This window comes from Novosphingobium sp. YAF33 (assembly GCF_052113265.1).
Lineage (GTDB): Bacteria > Pseudomonadota > Alphaproteobacteria > Sphingomonadales > Sphingomonadaceae > Novosphingobium.
The window spans coordinates 274706-294597 of sequence record NZ_JBFRCW010000002.1 but is presented as its reverse complement, the minus strand read 5'-3'; the positions used below and the strand labels follow the sequence as shown (position 1 = coordinate 294597).

General features: G+C 67.0%; 14 protein-coding genes. 6 read left to right on the top strand and 8 right to left on the bottom strand.

The genetic code is table 11. From position 1 onward, the window contains the following. Window positions 1–19: 19 nt before the first annotated feature. The 7 genes from AB4Z00_RS05530 to AB4Z00_RS05500 all read right to left on the bottom strand — a co-directional run bounded on the left by AB4Z00_RS05530 (window position 20) and on the right by AB4Z00_RS05500 (window position 10291). Window positions 20–496: a DUF3237 domain-containing protein gene (locus AB4Z00_RS05530; protein WP_442045248.1), complete on the bottom strand. Its 477-nt coding sequence runs from the start codon at window positions 494–496 to the stop codon at window positions 20–22. Beyond that, on the bottom strand, window positions 493–2412 hold the full coding sequence (locus AB4Z00_RS05525) for a sulfatase-like hydrolase/transferase (RefSeq protein WP_442045247.1): 1920 nt from the start codon (window positions 2410–2412) through the stop codon (window positions 493–495). Before AB4Z00_RS05525 ends, AB4Z00_RS05530 begins: the two co-directional genes overlap by 4 nt. After that, complete coding sequence (locus AB4Z00_RS05520; protein WP_442045246.1) at window positions 2409–4151, bottom strand: sulfatase family protein; 1743 nt, start codon at window positions 4149–4151, stop codon at window positions 2409–2411. The genes AB4Z00_RS05525 and AB4Z00_RS05520 overlap by 4 nt, the downstream gene beginning before the upstream one ends. A 12-nt stretch (window positions 4152–4163) precedes the next feature. Then, on the bottom strand, window positions 4164–5657 hold the full coding sequence (locus tag AB4Z00_RS05515) for a sulfatase family protein (RefSeq protein WP_442045245.1): 1494 nt from the start codon (window positions 5655–5657) through the stop codon (window positions 4164–4166). Further along, a complete protein-coding gene (locus tag AB4Z00_RS05510; RefSeq protein ID WP_442045244.1) occupies window positions 5654–7084 on the bottom strand; it encodes a sulfatase-like hydrolase/transferase in 1431 nt (476 codons plus the stop codon). The genes AB4Z00_RS05515 and AB4Z00_RS05510 overlap by 4 nt, the downstream gene beginning before the upstream one ends. Then, window positions 7081–8859 carry an arylsulfatase gene (locus tag AB4Z00_RS05505; RefSeq protein ID WP_442045243.1) on the bottom strand — a complete coding sequence of 593 codons (1779 nt, stop codon included), beginning with the start codon at window positions 8857–8859 and terminating at the stop codon, window positions 7081–7083. Before AB4Z00_RS05505 ends, AB4Z00_RS05510 begins: the two co-directional genes overlap by 4 nt. Before the next feature lie 64 nt (window positions 8860–8923). Then, window positions 8924–10291, bottom strand: a complete 1368-nt coding sequence (locus tag AB4Z00_RS05500) for a spinster family MFS transporter (RefSeq protein WP_442045242.1) — start codon at window positions 10289–10291, stop codon at window positions 8924–8926. A 362-nt stretch (window positions 10292–10653) separates the two neighbouring features. Here AB4Z00_RS05500 and AB4Z00_RS05495 point away from each other — a divergent pair, with 362 nt between their 5' ends. Genes AB4Z00_RS05495 through maiA form a run of 6 tightly spaced genes read left to right on the top strand, consistent with a single transcriptional unit; the run spans window position 10654 to window position 18523 of the window. Further along, window positions 10654–13035, top strand: coding sequence for a TonB-dependent receptor (locus AB4Z00_RS05495; RefSeq protein WP_442045241.1), 2382 nt, complete (start codon window positions 10654–10656; stop codon window positions 13033–13035). Window positions 13036–13088: 53 nt separating this feature from the next. Continuing rightward, window positions 13089–14435 carry a sulfatase family protein gene (locus tag AB4Z00_RS05490; protein WP_243840911.1) on the top strand — a complete coding sequence of 449 codons (1347 nt, stop codon included), beginning with the start codon at window positions 13089–13091 and terminating at the stop codon, window positions 14433–14435. Next, the gene (locus tag AB4Z00_RS05485; protein ID WP_442045240.1) at window positions 14428–16125 is read left to right on the top strand and encodes a glycoside hydrolase family 3 protein; all 1698 of its coding nucleotides are present in this window, start codon (window positions 14428–14430) and stop codon (window positions 16123–16125) included. Before AB4Z00_RS05490 ends, AB4Z00_RS05485 begins: the two co-directional genes overlap by 8 nt. Window positions 16126–16132: 7 nt before the next feature. Continuing rightward, window positions 16133–17197, top strand: coding sequence for a gentisate 1,2-dioxygenase (gtdA, locus tag AB4Z00_RS05480; RefSeq protein WP_442045239.1), 1065 nt, complete (start codon window positions 16133–16135; stop codon window positions 17195–17197). Next, window positions 17194–17892, top strand: coding sequence for a fumarylacetoacetate hydrolase family protein (locus AB4Z00_RS05475; protein ID WP_132267344.1), 699 nt, complete (start codon window positions 17194–17196; stop codon window positions 17890–17892). Before gtdA ends, AB4Z00_RS05475 begins: the two co-directional genes overlap by 4 nt. Continuing rightward, window positions 17885–18523, top strand: coding sequence for a maleylacetoacetate isomerase (gene maiA, locus AB4Z00_RS05470; protein WP_442045238.1), 639 nt, complete (start codon window positions 17885–17887; stop codon window positions 18521–18523). The genes AB4Z00_RS05475 and maiA overlap by 8 nt, the downstream gene beginning before the upstream one ends. A gap of 102 nt (window positions 18524–18625) precedes the next feature. On the opposite strand, the gene AB4Z00_RS05465 is transcribed toward maiA, so the two are convergent. Next, window positions 18626–19684 (bottom strand): LacI family DNA-binding transcriptional regulator, encoded by a 1059-nt coding sequence (locus AB4Z00_RS05465; RefSeq protein WP_442045237.1) that lies wholly within the window; start codon window positions 19682–19684, stop codon window positions 18626–18628. Window positions 19685–19892: the final 208 nt, after the last annotated feature.

The following is a 19892-nucleotide window of genomic DNA, read 5'->3' as shown; positions in this document are numbered from 1 at the left end:
CCGAGCGTTCCGGGCCGGATCATTCCACCCGGTAGAAATCGATCACGACCTCTTCGGGATGGCGTACGCCGCGGGCGATGAACATCGTCTGCCGCAGCCAGGCGTGAGGCCCGTCGCACACTTCGAAGCGCGGGGCGGTGCGGAAGTAGTAGCTGCCGGGATCGACCGGCTCCCCGCGCGCGATGCGCTCGCTCACATCGACGCTGGCCACCCGCACGCCCGCATTGCGCACGTCGATGATCGTCCCGTCGCTGGCCTGCAGCGCATAATGGGCATCGACCAGGGTGGAGCCGTCAGTGCCGATCGCCTGCCAGTCGCCGCCGCCGGGCAGGACCACGCCTTCGAGATCCGGGCCGGAGACCGTGCCGCCGCTGATCGGCACGAAGCGGCGGCGGCGCCCTTCGACGATGCCGTGGTCGATCGGGTCGAGCAGTTCCACCCTTGCGGAAAAGGCATAGGCGAGGGTGGGTGCGGGGGCGGCAGGGCCAGTGATCATGGCGCGCCCCCGGCCTTGATCCGGGCCTGCATGCCCTCCCAGTCGAACACCGGCGTGGAGGGGGTGTAGGTGCCGGTCAGCTTCAGCATGAGATACTTGCCCGCGCTTTTCAGATACTCGTTGGAGCCGGCCATCGCCTGTTTCGCCGTATCGAGGGCCGGAGCTGCCGCTGCGCCCACATAAGTAAGGGCATTGATGGCATGGAGCCGCACCTGCCAGGGGCGATCCTCCGCGCAGAGGGCGATGAGCGCGGCTACCGCCGTCTGGCTCGCGGCGGCCTGCGGCTCGCTCATGCGCGCCAGCGCCTCGCCCAGGGCGATGCGGACATGGGGCGATGTCTCGCGCGTCAGGGCGGCCAGCATCTCCGCCTCGGCCGGCGCGGCTTTCGCACCCAGGATCAGCAGGCCCATGGCCGACCAGTAGCGCAGCACTTCGACCGGACTCGTCAGCGAAGCGCGCAGCGAGGGCAGGCCCTCGATCCGGCCCATGGCGGCGGAGCGGGCGAGCGCCATGACCGTCTTGAGCGGATAGACGGCCGGATCGCGGCTGGCTTCCCAGCCTTCGCCCGCCATCGTCTCGGGCAGGAAGCCGTTGTCGTGGATCGCCAGCATGTGCGTGTCGAGCGCTTGGCTCAGCGTCTTGCGCGAGGCGCGGTGGGCAGGCTCTGCGGCGAGATTGTGCAGCTCCAGCGGATCCGCCTTGAGGTCGTAGAGTTCCTCGAAGACCTTGGGCTGGAAGAACCGCGCCTGGGCTTCGGTCAGCTTGCCGTCGAGATAGGCCTGCTCCCATTCCTGATAGCCCTTGGCGAGCCACTCGAAAGCCTGGTGCTGGCCCAGCGGCCGGTGCGGCATGTAGTTGCGGATGTAGCGCCAGCGGCCGTCAGTGACGGTGCGCTGGAAATCGATCCGCTCGTCCATGCGGTTGCGCATGCCGAAGGCGTACTTCTGCGGCGCGGCCTTGGGCCCGAGAAAGGCCTTCCCGGTCATCTGCGCGGGCTGCGCGGCCCCGGCCAGGGCCAGCACCGTGGGCGCAAGGTCGATGAAGCTGACCGGAGAGGCGATCTCGCTGCCCGGGCGGCCGGGCATCAGGTGCTGCCACTTCTCCGGGACATAGACCACCATCTCGCAGCGCAGGCCTTCGTCATAGCAGTAGCGCTTGGAGCGGCCGAGGACGCCGCCATTGTCGGAATAGTGGAAGACGATGGTGTCCTCGCTCAGGCCGTCGGCCTCCAGCTCGGCAAGACGTTCGGCAAGCTCGCCGTCCATCTTTTCCATCAGGTTGTAGTAGCTGGCGAAGTCCTGGCGGATGCCGGGCGTGTCCGGCAGGAAGGCCGGAACCTCGATCATGTCCGGCGTCACGCGGCCCTGCGTGGGCTTGAAGATCTTCGATTCGTGCGTGGTCTCGTAATTGAACACGGCCATGAACGGCTGGCTCTTGTCTTCGCGCGAGCGCCAGTGCGCGGCTTTGCCTTGTCCGTCCCAGATCGCCTGCGGATCGACGTCGCAATTGTAGTCGGTCTTGGCGCTGTTGGTGCAGAAATAGCCCGCGGCCCGCATCAGCTCGGGATATGTCCGGAACGCCTTCGGCAGCTTGCCCACCGCGCGCATCTGGTTCGCCGGGGCGCAGCTTTCGGGATAGACCCCGGTGAGGATGCCGAAGCGCGACGGCGCGCAGACCGGGGCGTTGGAATAGACGTTGCGGAACAGCAGGCCCCTGGCCGCCAGCCCGTCGATCGTGGGCGTATGGGCCAGCTTGTCGCCATAGGCGCCGACGTAGGGGTTGTTGTCCTCGCTGACGATCCACAGGATGTTGGGCCGCTGGACCGGCGCGGCGGCGCGGGCGGCGGTGCCGGTGGCCGCCAGCGTGGTGGCGCCGGCGATGGAGCCCAGGACGGCGCGGCGCGATACCACGGTCACTGGCCTGCGCTCCCGACCTGCTTCACCAGTTCGTCCTGCAGCGGCGGGGTGTAGATCAGCGGCTTGCCTTCGGCCTGCGCCTTGAGCTTGGCCGGTCCATCGGGGAGGATCGGATCGAGCCGGTCGGTCGGGTTCGGCTTGATGTACCACGATGCGGGGAAGTCCGCCGCGCGGCTGCCGTTCACGTCGCGCCGCACCGCGCCGGTCGAGAGACGCGCGCCGTAGGGGATCATGTGCTTGCCGTCCCGGTTAGCGAGCTGGTCGTAGAGCGCGATGCGCAGTTCCTGCTTCTTCGCCGCCCACTTGGGATCGTCCACCAGGTTGTGCATTTCCTCGGGATCGCTCTTGAGGTCGTAGAGTTCGTCAGTGTCGTAGACGCCGTAGTACTGGATGTATTTCACCCGGTCCCGCTCGATGGCGAAAGTGCCCGGCGTCATGGGGAAGTTGTATTCCCAGTAGTATTCGTAAGTGAAGTCGCCCGGCTTCCAGTCGCTCGGGGCCTGTTTGCCTGCCCAGAGGTTCCAGGCGCTCGTGCCTTCGAACTGCTGCGGGCGCTGGGCGCCTGCCACGTCGAGGAACGTCGGTGCGAAGTCGAGATTGCGGATGCGGCCGGGGTTGACCTTGTTGGCGGGCACGGTGCCCGGCTCCCACACCACCAGCGGCACGCGGATCGAGGCTTCGTAGGCGTTGCGCTTGTCGATCAGGCCATGCTCGCCGACCATGTAGCCGTTGTCGGAGGTGAACACGACCAGCGTGTCCTTCTCCAGGTGGTTCTTGCGCAGATAGTCCATGATCCGGCCGAGGCTGTCGTCGATCGCGGAGAGCGTGCCGTAGTAGTACTTGAGATACTCGGTCATCGGCACGTCGGCATTGTAGAAGAAGTCGATGCCGTGCCAGGAATTGCGCTGGTTCTGCACCCAGACCGGCTTGCCGGCGTTGTTTTCGGGCGTGTTGGCGGCGCTGGCGGGCAGGGTGAACTTCGCCTTGTCGTACTGGTGGGCATAGCGCGGCGGCGGCAGCGGATCGGAATGGACGCCCTTGTGGCTGAGATAGAGGAAGAAGGGCTTCTTCGGATCGCGCTCCTTCGTCAGCCAGTCCATCGCATAATTGGTCAGTTCGTCAGTGATATAGCCCTTCTGGGGCACTTCCTTGCCGTCGACGTTGAGGTCGGGCGAGGAATGGGCGGTGGTCGCCTTGGCGGGCCAGTAATTGCCCTGGCCCATGAAACTCACCCACTTGTCGAAACCGGGACGCGGCGCATCGGTGCTGCTGCCCATGTGCCACTTGCCGAAGAAGGCGGTGTCGTAGCCGGCCTGCTGGAGATAGCTGGGGAAATAGGTGAGCCCGGCTTCGGAACCGTCGTTGTTGTCGACGATGCCGTGATTGCGCGCGGTCTGCCCGGTCAGGATCGTGGCGCGGCTGGGGCTGCAGAGCGAGGAAGTGACGACGGCGTTCGGGAAGTAGGTTCCCTCTTTCGCCATGCGGTCGATGTTCGGCGTCTTCAGCAAGCCGGGCTGGAGGAAGCCCATGCCGTCATAGCGCAAGTCGTCGACGAGGACGAAGATGATGTTGCGCGGGCGGGCTTCCTGCGTCGCGGGCGCGGCGGCGGGCACCTTGGCCTGCGCGGCGGCGGGCGCCCTGGCCTGCGCGGCAAGCGGCGACAATAGTACAAGTGCTGGGGCGGCGAAGCAGGCGGCACCGGCAAGCGCGCGGGCGAGGAGAGCGGTTCTGGTCTTCATCGGGGTTCCTCGTCAGTAGACCCATTCGGTCTCGCGACCGTTGACGGTGGTCTTGCGGGTGAAGTGAAGTTTCCAGCGCGGATCGGGCAGGCCCGCGCGGAAACGCTCGATTTCGGCGGAGAGATCGGCCGCGCCTGCCGGGTCGGCGGCGGAGAGGTCGTTCATCTCGGCCGGGTCGCGGTTCAGGTCGTAGAGGTGGGAGGTCTTCCAGTCGTGCGAGACCCAGAGCTTGCGGGCGCCGCGCCGGGCGGCATAGACCGGCTCCTGCCCCCAGACCAGTAGACGGTCGGGATCGGGATGGCGGGCGGTTTCCACCAGGTCGCGTCCGTCCAGTTCGGCGGGCAGGGGGCTGCGGGGGGATGCCGCGTGAAGCACGGTGGCGGCGATGTCCACCGAGGAGACCGGGCTGTCGCTGATCCCCTGCGGCTTCAGACCCGCGGGCCAGGACAGCACGAAAGGCACGCGTACCCCGCCTTCGAGATATGTGAACTTCCCCGAGCCCCAGGGATGGTCCGGGTTGCAGAAGCCGAAGCGGGTCGGGCAGCCGTTGTCGGAGAGAAACACGACTATGGTATTGTCGCGTAGCCCGCGGGATTCAAGACTGTCGAGAATACGGCCGATGCCATCGTCCATCGCCGCGATCATGGCGATGTAGGTGCGGCGCACCGGATCCTTCACTTGCGGGAAGCGATCGTAATAGGCCTGCGGTACCTGCAACGGCCAATGCGGCGCGTTATAGGCGACATACGTGAAGAAGGGGTGGTCCCGGTCCCCGGCGGAACGGTCGATGAAGTCCACGGCCCGGTCGGTGATCTGGTCGGTCAGGTAGCGGGTGAAATCGTCGGCAGGCCTGGCCTCCGGGCCTTCGACCATGGCGTGATGGCCGGTGCGCGGGGTGATCGGGTACTTGTCCGCCTTGGTGGGCGTGGTGACGATGCCCGGCGTCTTCGGATCGACGTAGTTGGTTTCGCCCGCGATGAAGCCGAAGAATTCGTCGAAGCCGCGTTCGGTGGGATAGAACTGTCGCTCCGCGCCCTGGTGCCACTTGCCGAAGGCGGCCGTGCGGTAGCCCAGCGGCTTCAGGCGCTCTGCCAGGGTCTTCTGGTCGACGGGCAGTCCCGCGCCTTCATCGCCTTCGTCGTTGATGTTGTAAGTGAAGCCGAAGCGCTGCGGCATTCGTCCGGTCAGCAGCCCCGCGCGGCTGACCGCGCAGACAGATGCGGTGACATAGCCGCTGGAGAAGGCCACGCCGGTCTTCGCGATCCGGTCTATGTTCGGCGTCGGCACGTCGGCGCGGCCGTACGTGGAGACATCCGCCCAGTCGAGATCGTCGGCCAGGATGACGACGACGTTGGGGCGTCCGGCGGCGGCGGCGGCAGGGCGCTGCGCGGCGGCAGGTCGTTGCGCCGAGGCAGTATGCGTCGACACGGTGTTCGTCGTGCAGCCGGACAGGCCGAGCAGGCATGTACCCGCCAGCATTGCGGAAACGAGCGCACGGTGCATCATTCTTCTCCTCCCGGCGTCCTGCCGCAACCGGCGACGGTGGCGGGCTGGCCTGGATCGACGGATGGCTGGCCTTCGCACCAGGGGTAGCGCGTGGGATCGAGCGGGCCGTCGTGGGTATCGGCCAGAACCTTGCGTAGGGCCGCGTAATGACGCGCGGCCTCGCCCTTGCGCTGGGCGGCGGGCACTTCGGTCTCGACGCCGGAAACCGGGTCCATCGCCACGAAGCGACCGTCTCCGTAAAGCTTCCACCGGGCGTCGAAAGCGAAGCGCTCCGGCTGGAACACCCACATCGGCGCATAGTGCATGAAGATCGCACTGCGCGCGGCGCTCGCCTTGCCTGCGATGACCGGCCACTGGCTCACGCCGTCGACCTTGCCGGCAAGGGCGGGCTGTCCGGCCATGTCGGCGAACGTGGGCAGCAGGTCGGTGAAATCGACCAGCGCCTCGCTCGCCTTGCCCTTGGGGACGCCCGGACCCCAGGCGATGAAGGGAACGTGGGTGCCGTTGATGGTGGTCGCCCCCTTGCCGCCGCGAACCGCATGACCATCGCGCATGGAGGTGATCTGGCGGTTGGTGCCGTTGTCTCCGGTGAAGATGACGATAGTGTTCCGGTCCAGCCCCTCCGCCTTGAGGCGCGCCATCAGGTCTCCCACCAGCCGGTCCATGTAGGACACCATGCCGTTGAAACGGTCGGCAGCCCCTTCGGCGGTCATCGAATCCGGGGTCTGCACCCAGGGATTGTGGACCAGGACCATCGGGTAATAGAGGAAGAACGGCTTGTCCTTGTGGCGCGAGATGAAGTCCAGCGCCTTCCTGCTGTCGAAATCGGGGCCGAAGCCTTCCTCGCTGATCTTCGGCGAGCCGTTGGCGGCGCGGGTCGGCCCCCAGTAGCGCGAGCCCTTGGGCGTCAGCGCCTGGAGCTGCCACAAGTAGCTCTCGTCGAACCCGGCGGCCTCGGGCGTGATGCCGGTGCGGCCGTCGAAGCCGTTGCCCATGAGCTGCCATTTGCCGACGATGCCGGTGACGTAGCCCGCCTCCTTCATGACATTGCCGAAGGTGCGCTGGCCGGGGGCGAGGTAGCCGAAGGCCTCGTAATTGCGCCAGTTCTCCTGCCCGGTCATCAGCCGCACGCGCGAAGGCGAGCAGAGCGGCATGGCGTGGGCATTGTCGAAACGGGTGCCTTCGGCGGCGAGCCGGTCGACATGGGGCGTGTGGTATTCGCCGCCATAGGCATTGATGCCTTCCACGCCGAAGTCGTCGGCCAGGATCAGGATGATGTTGGGCGGGCCGGACGTGCGCGCAGCCGGAGCGGGAGCGCTGGCAGGAGCCGCAGCCGGTACGGCGGGCCGGGCGAGCGCGGGCGGAATCCCGCCGATCATGGTGCTCAGGGCGAGCGCGGCGAGTGCCGGGGCAAACCGCGCCTTCACTTTGGTTCCTCCCCGGCCGGGGCAGCCGTGCGGTCGCCGCTGCCGTCGAACATCTCGCGGTAGCGGAAGGGCTTGGGCGCCTCGGCCAGCGGCGGATCGGAATATTTGCGCGCCTCCGACCACCAGAGCGCCTGGAGTTCCTTGAGCTTGGCGGGCATCGCGGCGGCCAGGTCGTGGTTTTCCGCCGGGTCTGCCTCGGTATCGAAGAGCTGCCAGACGTCCTTGGCGAAATCGCCGTCGCGCGGGTGGACCGCCAGGGCCCGCCACTTGCCTTGGGTGATGGCCCGGTTGCCGCGCAGTTCGAAGTACTGGACGGTGCGGGCGGCAGGCGCGGATGGATTGGCGATCGTCGGCAGGATCGACTTGCCCGCCACCGCGATTTCCGCGCGCCCCGCGACCGCCTTGGGGAAGGCGGTGCCGGCCGCGGCGGCCAGGGTGGGGGCGATGTCCACTGCGTCTACGTACTGGCTGCGGACCTGCCCGCCGTCGTGAATGCGGCCGGGCCAGCTCACCACCATCGGCGTGCGCACGCCGCCCAGTTGCGGCCAGATCTTGTAGCGCTTGTACGGGGTGGAACCGAGGTAGGCCCAGGGGCGCTGGTATTCGCTTTGCGTCTTGTCCGTGCCGAGTTCGTCGAGGCGGGCCAGCATCTGTTCGGGGGTCAGGGTATTAGGCCGGTACATCCGGTCGAACGAACCCTTCTGCCCGGCTTCCGAAGCCGCGCCATTGTCCGAGACCAGGATGATGAGCGTGTTGTCGAACTGCCCGGTGTCCTTGAGGTGCTGGACCAGCCGCCCGATCTGTTCGTCGGTATGGGTGATGAAACCGGCGTAAGTGGCCATGAAGCGGGCGAAGACGGTCTTTTCGGCAGGCGTCAGGTCCGCCCAGGCGCGGTCGCCGTCGGCGCGGGGGGACAGTTCCGCCTGGGGCGGCATGATGCCCATCAGCTTCTGGCGCGCCAGACGGTCGTGCCGCAGGGCGTCCCAGCCCTTTTCATAGATGCCGGCGTAAGCGTCGATATAAGCCTTGGGCACCTGGATCGGCGCATGGGCGGCGCCGAAGGCGAGGTAGACGAACTGCGGCTGCGCCGGGTTCGCAGAGAGCGCCTTGATCGCGTGGTCGGTGATGTCGACCGAGAAGTGGTAGCCGGTCCGGTCGGGCTTGGGGAGCGTGCGGTTCCCCTCGATCAGGTCTGGGTGGTACTGGTCGGACCAGCCCAGGAAGAAGCCGTAGAAATCGTCGAAGCCCCGCTGGAGCGGCCAGGAGCCGTTATGTCCGGGCGAGCCGTCCTCGTCCTCGGGGGCGAGGTGCCACTTGCCGTAGCCATGGGTGGCGTAGCCGGCGCGGTGGAGAACCTGGGCGATGGTGCTGGCGTTCTGCGGCAGCTCGCCCCGGTCGCGCGTCATGTCGGCGGGGTTGAGGACTTTGGCGGGCAGGTCGGCCATGCGCACGGTCTGCGGGTTGCGCCCGGTCAGCAGCGCGGCGCGGGTGGGGGAGCAGACCGCCTTGGTGTCGAAGTGGTTGTAGCGCAGCCCGCCAGCGGCGAGGGCATCGATGTTGGGCGTGCGGATTTCCGAACCGAAGGCGCCGATGTCCGAGAAGCCGGTATCGTCGAGCACGATCAGCACGATATTGGGGCGCGTCTGGGCCGAAGTCGGGGCCGGGGCGGCTGCGGATGCCGGTGCCTTGGCAAGCCCCGGCTGCGACGCGAGCGATCCGGCGACGATCAGGGCGGCGGTACAGGCCAGGCGAGTCATGCGATTCAGCTTCGGCATTGGGTTCCTCATCCTGTTGTTCCGGTGCGTCCGGTCGCCCGGCGTCCTATGCGTGAAAGCAGTCTCAGGCCCTGGCGGCAATCGGGTCGGCGAGCGGGTCGGCTGTAGGGGCAGCGATGGCGCGGCCGTAGCCCCTCAGGCCCAGCAGCAGGGCCGCCACCGAAAGAGGCGAAGCCACGGCGCAGACGATGGTGATGGCATTGGGCAGCGCGGCGGGATTGCCGTACCAATAGTCCGTGACCAGCGCGATCGCGAAGGGGCCGCCGGCGGCGCCGATCAGGTTCACCATCAGCATGTAACCCGCCGATATCGACGCGCGCATCCGGTTCGGGGTGATCTCCTGAAGCGCGGCCAGGCCGCCGCCGAAGTTGAACCCGGCCAGGAAGTTCATCGCGCCGATCAGCGCCAGCGAGAGCGACGCATTGGCCGCCTGCGGGAAGAGCGTGGTGACAGGGATGAGCGCCACGAAGCCGAACAGGGCGACCAGCAGGTTGGCGCGCTCGAACCCGCGGCGGCGCAGGGCGGCTGCGGCGAATCCGCCTGCCAGCGTGCCGCTGACGCCGCAGACTGCGGTAATGAGGCCGTAGATGCCGCCGATCTCTGCAGTCGTCAGGCCGTATTTGCGTTCGAGGAAAGCGGGGATCCAGGCGCCGGTGGCGTTGCCCACCAGGATCATCAGGGCAAAGCCGCAGCTTATGCCGAGGTAGGCCTGCCAATGGCGCACGACATGGGCGGCCAGTTCGGAGAAGGGCGGGCTTGCCGCAGCGGCGGTGCCGTTGAGGCCCATGCGGGCGGGCTCGCGCACCAGCAGCATGGCGCCGGAAAGCACGATGCCGGGAATGCCGAGCATCAGGAACACCAGGTGCCAGCCCTTCACCGCGCCGATCACCGGCAGCAGGACCACGCTGCCCGGAGGCACGACGCTGGCCAGGAAACCGCCCAGCATGAGGGCAGCGGCGCCGCCGACGTAGATGCCCATCTGATAGACACCCATGGCCGCGGCCAGGCGCTCCTTGGGGAAATAGTCGGCCAGGATCGAATAGGCGGCGGGGCTGAGCCCGCCTTCACCGGCACCGACGCCGATCCGGGCCACGAACAGCGTTCCGAAACTGCGCGCAAAGCCGCAGAGGGCGGTGGCGATGCTCCAGATGAACACGGCGCCCGCCACGATGTTGCGGCGGTTTGCCCGGTCCGCCAGCCGTGCGACGGGAATCCCGACCAGCACGTAGAACATCGTGAAGCTGAGGCCGTAGAGCAGGCTCATCGCCGTGTCGGAGGCCTGGAGGTCTTCCTTGATCGGCTGGACGAGGAGGGCGAGCGCCTGGCGGTCCACGAAGGCCAGTGTGTTCGCCGCTGCCAGCATCCCGGCAGCGAACCACGCCCGTTTCGGCGAAGGCCACTGGCGGCCGTCGCTTTCGCACTGTTCCCTCACGATCCCCTCCACTTGGTATGGCCCGTCTTTCTCAGAGGCCGATATTTAACGCTAAAACAGCAAGTGTGTCCGAAGATGTCAACCGGGTAATTGCGCAGCTCCCTGATGAAGGCCGAGCTGGCTGTTGCACGAAGGACACGCCCCGCTGCTCGTCGTATCGGTCGCCGGACAGCAATGCACGGAAACGCGCCGCTTTCGCGCCAGCCACAGAGAAAAGCCGATATTAGCGGTAAAATAAATCGTTGACACCGGCCGGGCGGTTGGAGTTTAGCGTTACATGAATCAGGTGATTCGAACCCGGCGCGAATGTCCAGAAGTCCTGGGCAGCAAAGATGCCGGGAACCCAAGTGGAGGGGAAAAGCATGTCTCTGAAGACCATTTTTGGTGCGTCTACCGTTTCCGTCACCGCGCTCGGCGCCGCCATCATGTGGGCCGCACCAGCCATGGCGCAGGATGCCGCCGCGCCTGACGGCACGATGCCCGGCGATATCGTCGTTACCGCGCAGAAGCGCGCCGAGCGCCTCCAGGACGTGCCGCTGGCCGTCACTGCGGTGAGCGCCGACATGCTGGCCGCGCGCCAGATCAACGACACCACCTCGCTGGTCACCGCCATTCCCTCGCTCTCGTTCCAGCAGGGCGCCAACCCCACCAACACCAGCTTCCGCATTCGCGGCATCGGCACGGCCCTGTTCGGCCAGGGCGTCGAATCCTCGGTCTCGGTGGTTGTCGACGGCGTCGTCGCCGTGCGCTCGGCCCAGGGCTTCTCGGAACTCGCCGACATCGAGCGCATCGAAGTCCTGCGCGGCCCTCAGGGCACGCTGTTCGGCAAGAACGCATCCGCCGGCGTCATCAGCGTGACCACTGCGCGCCCGTCCGACACGTTCGAGGGCAAGGGCGAAATCACCATCGCCGAGCATAACGAATATCGCGCGCGCGGCACCGTGTCCGGCCCCATCACCGACACCCTGCGCGCCCGCGTCTCCGGCTTCTACAGCGACGTCCAGGGCGTGACGCGCAACATCGGCACTGACAAGTGGGTCAACGGCTCCAAGAGCTGGGGCGTGCGCGGCAAGCTGGAATGGGAAGCCACGCCCAACCTCACTTTCCTGCTCGCCGGCGAATACAAGAAGACTGACGCGGATTGCTGCGCCTCGACGCTGATCTCCATCGTCAACCCGGTGCTGCAGCAGGTCGTCGGCCCGATCGATGCCAGCCGCAAGAACCGCACGATCAACGAAGACACCGACACTTACGCCAACAGCAAGTCGCAGACCTATTCGCTGCAGGCCGACTGGGACCTCGGCGCCGCGTCGATCACCTCGATCACGGCCTACCAGAAGTACGATCTGGAAGTGAACCAGCCGATCGACCGCATCAACGCCACTTCGCCGCTCTATCTGGGTACGGCCGCTTTCGCGCCCTATACCTTCTGGAACCAGAACCACGGCATCGTCGACCTGAGCGCCTGGTCGCAGGAACTGCGCATCGCCAATAACGGCAAGTCGGACCTCAACTACGTCATCGGTGCCTTCTACATGCACAGCGACATCCTGCGTCCCTTCGACCGCCGCCGTGCCCGCTGCACCGCCGGCATCGTCGGCCAGCCTTGCGCCACCACCAATATCGTGTGGCAGTCCGCCGAGAGCCGCATCCGTCTGAAGCAGGACAGCATCGCCGCCTTCGGCCAGGCCGACTATCTCATCGTCGGCRGGCTTCGCGCCATCGGCGGCATCCGCGTCCAGTACGAAAAGGGCACCAATAGCGGCACCCGCACCGCCCCGATCGTCGCCGGAGACATGGTGTTCCCGGGCAATGCCAGCACCAGCGGCAGCTTCTCGGCCCACGACACCGCCGTTACCGGCAAGGCCGGTTTGCAGTACGAGTTCAGCCGCAATGCGCAGGTCTATGCGACCTATACCCGCGGCTACAAGGGCCTGGGCTACGAGATGGAAATCTCGGCCAACCTCGCCAACCAGTCCGCGATCCAGCCCGAGCACGTCAACGCCTATGAAATCGGCTTCAAGGGCAGCACGTCCGACCGTACACTGACCTTCTCGGCCGCGCTGTTCCAGGCGGACTATTCGAACCTGCAGGTCCAGGCCAACCGTTCCGACCCGACCACCGGCGTCATCCAGTTCGTGACCACCAATGCCGGTTCGTCGCGCAGCCGCGGCTTCGAAATCGAAGCGACGATGCGTCCCTCGGACTCGTTCTCGGTCAATGCCGGCGTCACGTACGCGCAGTCGCGCATCAATATCGACGGCCTGAACTGCCCGCTGCAGCTGCAGGCTGCCGCACCGGTGATGACCGGCACGCCGATCAACGTGTGCTACCGCACCGCCCCCGGCGCGACCCCGCAGCAGAACCTGCGCGATCGTCCGCTCCAGGCGAGCCCCGACTGGCGCATTACCCTGTCGCCGCGCTACGACTACGAAGGCGACAAGTTCAGCGCCTTCGCACAGCTGGGCGTGAACTTCACCAGCGCGCAGTACTTCACCTCGGAACTCGATCCGCTGACCCGCCAGCCGTCCTACACGCTGGTCGACGCCACGGTCGGCGTCGCCACGCCGGACAAGCGCTACAGCCTCTCGGTCTTCGTGAAGAACCTGTTCGACACCAACTACCTGACCAGCATCGGCCACAACTCGCTGATGTCCACCACGGCCAATCCCTACGATCTGGTCGGCACCTACAACAAGGACTCCAGCCGCTACTTCGGTGCGACCTTCGGCGCCCGTTTCTGAGACCCACCTTGGGCCGGGCGCCAGCGCCCGGCCGCTTCTTGAAGGATCGCGCCGTGGATCGACGCAAATTCCTGGCCTCCAGCGCCGCCGCCGCGGCGGCCTGTTCGGCGCCGGCCGCCATGGCCGCGGGGAAGCGCCGCCCGCGCAATGTCGTCGTGATCCTCTGCGACGATCTCGGCTACGGCGATCTCGGCATGACCGGCGCCCGCGGCATCGCCACGCCGAACATCGACGCCATGGCCCGCGAAGGGCTGACCTTCTCCGAATTCTATGCCGCCGCCAACTTGTGCACGCCCTCGCGCGCGGGGCTGCTCACCGGGCGCTATCCCGTGCGGACCGGCCTTGGCGACAAGGTCATCCTCTACAACGACGACCGCGTCCTGCCGAAATCGGAAGTGACCATAGCCGAGGCGCTCAAGCCCGCCGGCTATGCGACCGGCCTGTTCGGCAAGTGGCACCTCGGCCATCGCGGACCGGACTGGCTGCCCACGCACCACGGCTTCGACCGCTTCGTGGGCATCCCCTATAGCCACGACATGAGCCCCCTGGTGCTGGTGCGCGCCGAGGCCGGGCGCGAGGCCGTGCAGGCGCCTGTCGAGATCACGCCGCTCCAGCAGATCTTCTGCGAGGAGGCCGAGAAATTCATCACCGAGAACGCCGCAAGGCCGTTCTTCGTGGAACTGGCGCTCAGCGCGCCGCACTTGCCCTGCCGCCCGCCCGCGCCCTTCGCGGGCCGCTCGAACGCAGGAGCTTACGGCGATTCCGTGGAGGAAGTGGACGACAAGGTCGGCCGCATCCTCGCCCTGCTGCGCAAGCTGAAGATCGACCGCGAGACGCTGGTGCTGTTCACCTCCGACAACGGACCCTGGTACGAAGGGTCGAGCGGCCCCCTGCGCCAGCGCAAGGGCGGCGGCGGCTATGACGGTGCCAGCAAGGTGCCGCTGATCGCCTGGTGCCCCGGTTCGATCTCCGCTTCCGGCCACAGCGATGCGATCGCCATGGCCATCGACTTTCTCCCCACCTGCTGCGCGCTCGCCGGCGTCGCCCTCCCCGACGCGGAACTGGACGGAAAGGACATTTCCCCCGTCCTGTTCGGCGGCGCGCAGCAGTCTCCCCATGAGGAACTTGTCCTGTTCAACAATGAAGACCCGGTGGCGATCCGCACGCAGCGCTGGAAATACGTCTCCGGCGACTACTTCCTGGCCGGTTTCCGGCCCACCGATCCCAAGTACCCGCAGCTCTACGACCTGAACGCCGACCCGGCCGAGAACTACAGCGTGGCCGACCGCCACCCGGATGTCCTTGCCGACATGCGCGGCCGTCTTGCTGCCGCCCGCACCCGCTTCGCGCCGTTCAAGCGCGGCCCGGTGGCCGTGACTTCGGGAACTTTCCATGACTGATATTGCCCCCGCTTCCCTCGACACCGTCGATCCCCTCGCCATCGATGCCAAGGCCCAGGCCTGGGTGGAGCGCACCCGCGACGCGATGAGCACCGAGGAGAAGATCGGCCAGCTCTTCGTCTTCTCCACCTCGCAGGACAGCCGCGAGGAACTGGCGCCGCTGCTTGCGCTGAAGCCCGGCGGGATCAATCGCTTCCCCCGGCGCGACCTTGCCGCCTTCCGTGAGGCGACGATGTTCACGGTCGAAAGCGCCAGCGTGCCGCCGATCTTCACCGGCGACATCGAGGGCGGCACCATCAGCTATCCCTTCGCCACCGCCGTACCCAACATCATGGGCCTGGCCGCCTGCGACGATCTGGCCACGACCGAGGCGGTCGCCCGCCTCGTCGCGCGCGAGAGCAGGGTGCTGGGCTACGACTGGTCGTTCGGCCCGGTGGTGGACATCAACGAGGCGTTTCGCAGCGCCATCGTGGGCACCCGTTCCTTCGGCTCCGACCCTCAGCGGGTGCTGGCGCAAGCCGGCGCCTATGCCCGCGTCCTTCAGGAAGAGGGCGTGGCTGCCTGCCTCAAGCACTGGCCGGGCGACGGTTTCGACGAGCGCGACCAGCACCTCGTCACCAGCGTCAACCCGCTCTCGGTGGAGGAATGGCATGCGCTTTACGGCCGCATCTACGGAACGCTGATCCGGGCCGGGGTCATGACGGTGATGTCCGCGCATATCGCCTTCCCCGCCTATATCCGTTCGCGCCTGCCCGATGCCGGGCGCGAGGCCTTCCAGCCCGCCACCGTCTCGCGCCTGCTGAACCAGGACCTGCTGCGCGGGGAACTGGGCTTCAAGGGCCTGATCATCTCCGACGCCACCGGCATGGGCGGGCTCACGGGCTGGATGGAACGCGCCGAGACGGTGCCCACCGTGATCGAGAACGGCTGCGACATCTTCCTGTTCAGCCGCGCGCCCGAGCGGGACTACGGCTTCATGCTGGACGGTCTGCGCAAGGGCCTCCTGTCCGAAGCGCGGCTGGAGGAAGCGGTCGCGCGCATCCTCACGCTCAAGGCGAAGCTCGGGCTGCACTTGCGCGAACCTTCGGAGCGGCTCATGCCGCTGGCCGAGATGCAGGCGGCGCTTCAGGCCCCCGCGGACCTCGAAACGGCGCGCGCCGCATCCGGACAGAGCGTCACCCTGGTCAAGGACGTGCAGGACCTCCTGCCGCTCGATCCCGTGAAGCACCGCCGGGTCGTGGTGATCGAGGAGGAAGGCTTCAGCTTCTGGGACGGCTCGCTCGATCGCGGCTACGGCCCTGTGTTTGCCGAGCTGGAACAGCGCGGTTTCGAGGTGCGCAGGTTCGATCCCGAGATGATGCCCTCGCGTGAGGACACCGACCTCGTCCTCTATCTGGTCGGGCAGGAAGCGACGCCCAGCGCCTCGCGCATCTTCCTCGACTTCGCGAAGCTGCACGGCAACAACCGCAAGGCGATGACGCAGTATTCGCGCGAAATCCCCACACTGATGGTCTCCTTCGGCCAGCCCTATTACCTGTTCGATGCGCCGCACATGCAGACTTGCGTGAACGCCTATAGCGCGATCGAGCCGGTGCAGCGCGAAACGGTCCGGCGTCTTACCGGCGAGGCACCGTTCACCGGCGTCAGCCCGGTCGATCCGTTCTGCGGCCTAGAACAGCTCAAGTGGTGAGGACGAGATGACTCAAGGCGAGATGACTCAGGGCGCCAACGACCAGCGTTCGCAGCTTGAAGCGCTTTATGCCGCGATGGCGCCGCAGGGGCTCCAGCCCTTGTGGGAGAGCCTTCATGCACTGGTCCTGACGGAACCCCGCTCACCCGCCAAGCCCTGGCGCTGGGACTATGCGGAAACGCGCAGTTTCCTGATGCGGGCCGGCGACATCATCAGCGCCGAGCAGGCCGAGCGCCGGGTGCTCATCATGGAGAACCCCGGACTGGCGGGGCAGGCGGCGATCACGCCCAGCCTCTACGCCGGGCTCCAGCTTATCCTCCCCGGCGAAGTGGCGCCCTGTCACCGCCACGCGCAGAACGCGCTGCGCTTCGTCATGGAAGGCAGCGGTGCCTTCACCGCGCTCGACGGCGAGAAAGCGGTGATGGAGCAGTTCGACCTGGTGCTGACGCCGGCCTACCAGTGGCATGATCACGGCAACGACGGCGATGCCCCGATGATCTGGCTCGACGGCCTGGACATCCCGACCGTGCGCCTGTTCGATGCCAGCTTTGCGGAACGCCTCGGCTCTGCGGCCCATCCCGAGACGGCCGCGCCGGGCGACACTCTGGCGCGCTACGGCCACAACATGCGCCCGATGCGCGGCAGCGCGGCAGACCGGCGACCGGCAGGACGGCCGCTGTTCCACTATCCTTATGCCGACTGGCGCCCCGCGCTCCAGTCGCTGGCGACCGCCGGGGAAATCGACCCGCACTTCGGCCATGCGCTGGAATTCACCAATCCGGCAGACGGCGGCCCGGTGCTCTCCACCATCTCCGCCCATGTCCGGCTGCTGCCCGCAGGCTTCGAGAGCCGCACCCGCCAGGCGACGGACGGCACTGTCTTCGTCGTCTGCGAAGGTACCGGCGAACTGCGGCTGGGCGAGGAAACCATCGCCCTGAAGCCCAGGGACGTGGTGGTGGTGCCCTCCTGGGTGCCGCACCGCTTCCTCGCGGCGACCGAGCTGGTCCTGTTCGCCTATTCCGACAAGGCTTCGCAAGTGAAGCTCGATCTCTACCGGGAGTTCAACCATTGACCTATCTGTTTGACCCGCTGCCGCCCGTCCTTGCGAAGACCAGCGACGGTCACGACTATCCGGTCCGCCGGGTGTTCTGCATCGGCCGCAACTATGCCGACCACGCCAAGGAAATGGGCGTCGAGGTTGACCGCGAGGCGCCGTTCTACTTCACCAAGTGGGCGGAGACCGTGATCCCCAGCGGGTCGGTCATGGCCTACCCGCCGTCGACGGCGAACTTCCATTACGAGGCCGAACTGGTCGTCGCCATCGGCAAGGGCGGGCGCAGCATCGCCGCGGCCGACGCCCTGGACCACGTCTACGGCTATGCCACCGGGCTCGACATGACCCGCCGCGATCTCCAGCTGGAAGCGCGGGCCAAGGGCCGCCCCTGGGATGCCGGCAAGAACGTGGAGGAATCCTCTCCGCTCGGCCTGATCCATCCGATCGCCGAAACCGGCCCGCTGAACGAAGGCGCGATCCGCCTGACGGTCAACGGCGAAGTCAGGCAGGAGGCAGACCTTGCCGAGCTGATCCACCCGGTTGCGGATCTCATCGCCTTCCTCTCGAACGCCTACCGCCTGGAGCCGGGCGACCTCATCTACACCGGCACGCCCGCCGGCGTGGGCGCGGTGGTGCCGGGCGACGAAATCGTCATTTCGGTGGCCGGCCTCAGCGATACCGTGGTGAAGGTGGGGCCGCCGGCCGGTGCCTGACCCGCTGGTCCTCCACACGTTCTGGCGTTCGTCCTCTTCGTGGCGCGTGCGTATCGCGCTCGCGCTCAAGGGGCTGGACTGGAGCGGGCGCACTTACCGTCTGCGCGCGGGCGAACAGCGCGCGCCGGAATACCTCCGGCTCAACCCGCAGGGCCTCGTACCCAGCCTGGAAGTCGGTGGTGCCGTGCTGACGCAGAGTCTCGCCATCTGCGAGTATCTCGACGAGATCCGGCCCGATCCGGCGCTGCTTCCGGCCGATCCGCTGGAACGCGCGAAAGTCCGCGCCGCGGCCCAATTGATCGCCTGCGAAGTGCATCCCCTCCAGAACCTCAAGGTGCTCGACATGCTGCGCGCGCGCGGTCTGGACGAGGAATCCGTGACCGGGTGGGCGCGCGAAGTGATCGAGACCGGGCTGGAAGCCTTCTCCGCGACGATTGCGGCGAACGAGGGCCCTTATTGCTTCGGCGCGCAAGTCACGCTGGCCGACATCTGCCTCGTGCCGCAGCTCGGCAATGCGCGGCGCTTCGGCGCGCGGTTCGACTTTCCGAGGATTGCGGAAGTGGAAGCTGCCTGCAACGCCCTGCCGGCATTTCAGGTTGCCGTCCCGTCCCGTCAGCCGGACGCGGAGTAGTATCGATACCTTGGGGCGACCGCTCGACCTCCTCCTCCCGAGCCGGTTGCCCATGCGGCGGTGGACGCAAGTCCGCCGCCGCCTTTTTATCTGTCCTGCGGCTTATCCGTCTTTGGGAGGCACGCCGACCGAATTGCGCTCGATCACGGTGAAGTCCACGTAGCTGGCCTCCACCGCGGCGCTTTTCCCGCCTTCTTCGCGCAAGATGCTGACGAGGCGCTCGGTGGCCCTTTCGGCGATGAGCGCCAGCGGCTGGCGCACGGTCGTCAGGGCGGGCCAGATCTTCACGGCGATCGGCGTATCGTCGAAGCCGATGATTGAGACGTCGCCGGGCACGGACAGGTTGTTGCGCAAGGCCACGTTGACGAAGGCCGCGGCCATATCGTCGTTACCGGCGATCATGGCCGTCACGCGGCGGTCGTCGATCAGCACGCGCTGTGCCAGATCGAGCCCGGCATCGAAGGTCGGGCGCGCCTCCCAGACCAGGCTCATGTCCGGAATGACGCTCTGCTCGCCCAGCGCGCGCAAATAGCCGCGCAGTCGCGAAACCGCCACCAGCGCGCCGGGCAGGGTGACGAAGCCGATCCGGCGGTGGCCCTTTTCCAGCAGGATCCGCGTCACTTCGTAAGCGGCCTGTTCGTCGTCGATCCGCACACAGTCCATGTTGCGGAGATCGCCGCCGGGCGCCAGGGCGATCATCGCGGTATCGTGACGCTCCGGAATGCCCGCGGCGCTGACCATTTCGCAGAGCGGCGGCGGCAGCAGCAGCCCGTCCAGCCCGGTCTTCAGGAAAGCCTCCACGCCGCCGACCGGATCGGCCAGGTCGTAGGAGTTGATGATGAGCTGCGCGCCCAGGCGCGAGGCGGCCTTGAGCGAGCCGACCAGGATCGCGCTGAGCAGGGCGCTTTCGGCATCGCTGTGGACCAGCCCGATCCGCAGGGTGGCGGCGCTGGCCAGGGCCCGCGCGGCGCTGTTGGGCGTGTAGTTGAGCGCCTTCACGGCCTTGAGCACGGCATCGCGGGTGTCGGCATGGACGACCGGCCGGTTGTTCAGCACGTTGGAGACGGTCATCGTCGATACGCCTGCCAGCTCGGCCACTTCGGCAATCGTGGGGCCGCCGCCGCCGCGCCGTCGTTTTCGAGGGGTCGTACCGCTTGTCATAATCGCCCCTGTCATAGGTTCCGGCCGCAATTTGGCAAGGATGTGCCCGGCCGATGCGATTTGGTTCGAATTGACCAACAACTGCGTTGACAATCCCGGGAATGCGGTTAGTTGTAGCGCTAAATACTCGCTTGTCCATTGCCTTTCGGGTCGCACCAGAAAGGCGCCGCACGAACGGCGCCGGGCAAGACAAGAATACAGGGATGGG

Bases quoted from the DNA above. Each gene is read 5' to 3' on its own strand.
- AB4Z00_RS05530 (WP_442045248.1), bottom strand. From the start codon at position 496: ATGATCACTGGCCCTGCCGCCCCCGCACCCACCCTCGCCTATGCCTTT.
- AB4Z00_RS05520 (WP_442045246.1), bottom strand. From the start codon at position 4,151: ATGAAGACCAGAACCGCTCTCCTCGCCCGCGCGCTTGCCGGTGCCGCC.
- AB4Z00_RS05515 (WP_442045245.1), bottom strand. From the start codon at position 5,657: ATGATGCACCGTGCGCTCGTTTCCGCAATGCTGGCGGGTACATGCCTG.
- AB4Z00_RS05505 (WP_442045243.1), bottom strand. From the start codon at position 8,859: ATGCCGAAGCTGAATCGCATGACTCGCCTGGCCTGTACCGCCGCCCTG.
- AB4Z00_RS05485 (WP_442045240.1), top strand. From the start codon at position 14,428: ATGACTGATATTGCCCCCGCTTCCCTCGACACCGTCGATCCCCTCGCC.
- gtdA (WP_442045239.1), top strand. From the start codon at position 16,133: ATGACTCAAGGCGAGATGACTCAGGGCGCCAACGACCAGCGTTCGCAG.
- AB4Z00_RS05465 (WP_442045237.1), bottom strand. From the start codon at position 19,684: ATGACAAGCGGTACGACCCCTCGAAAACGACGGCGCGGCGGCGGCGGC.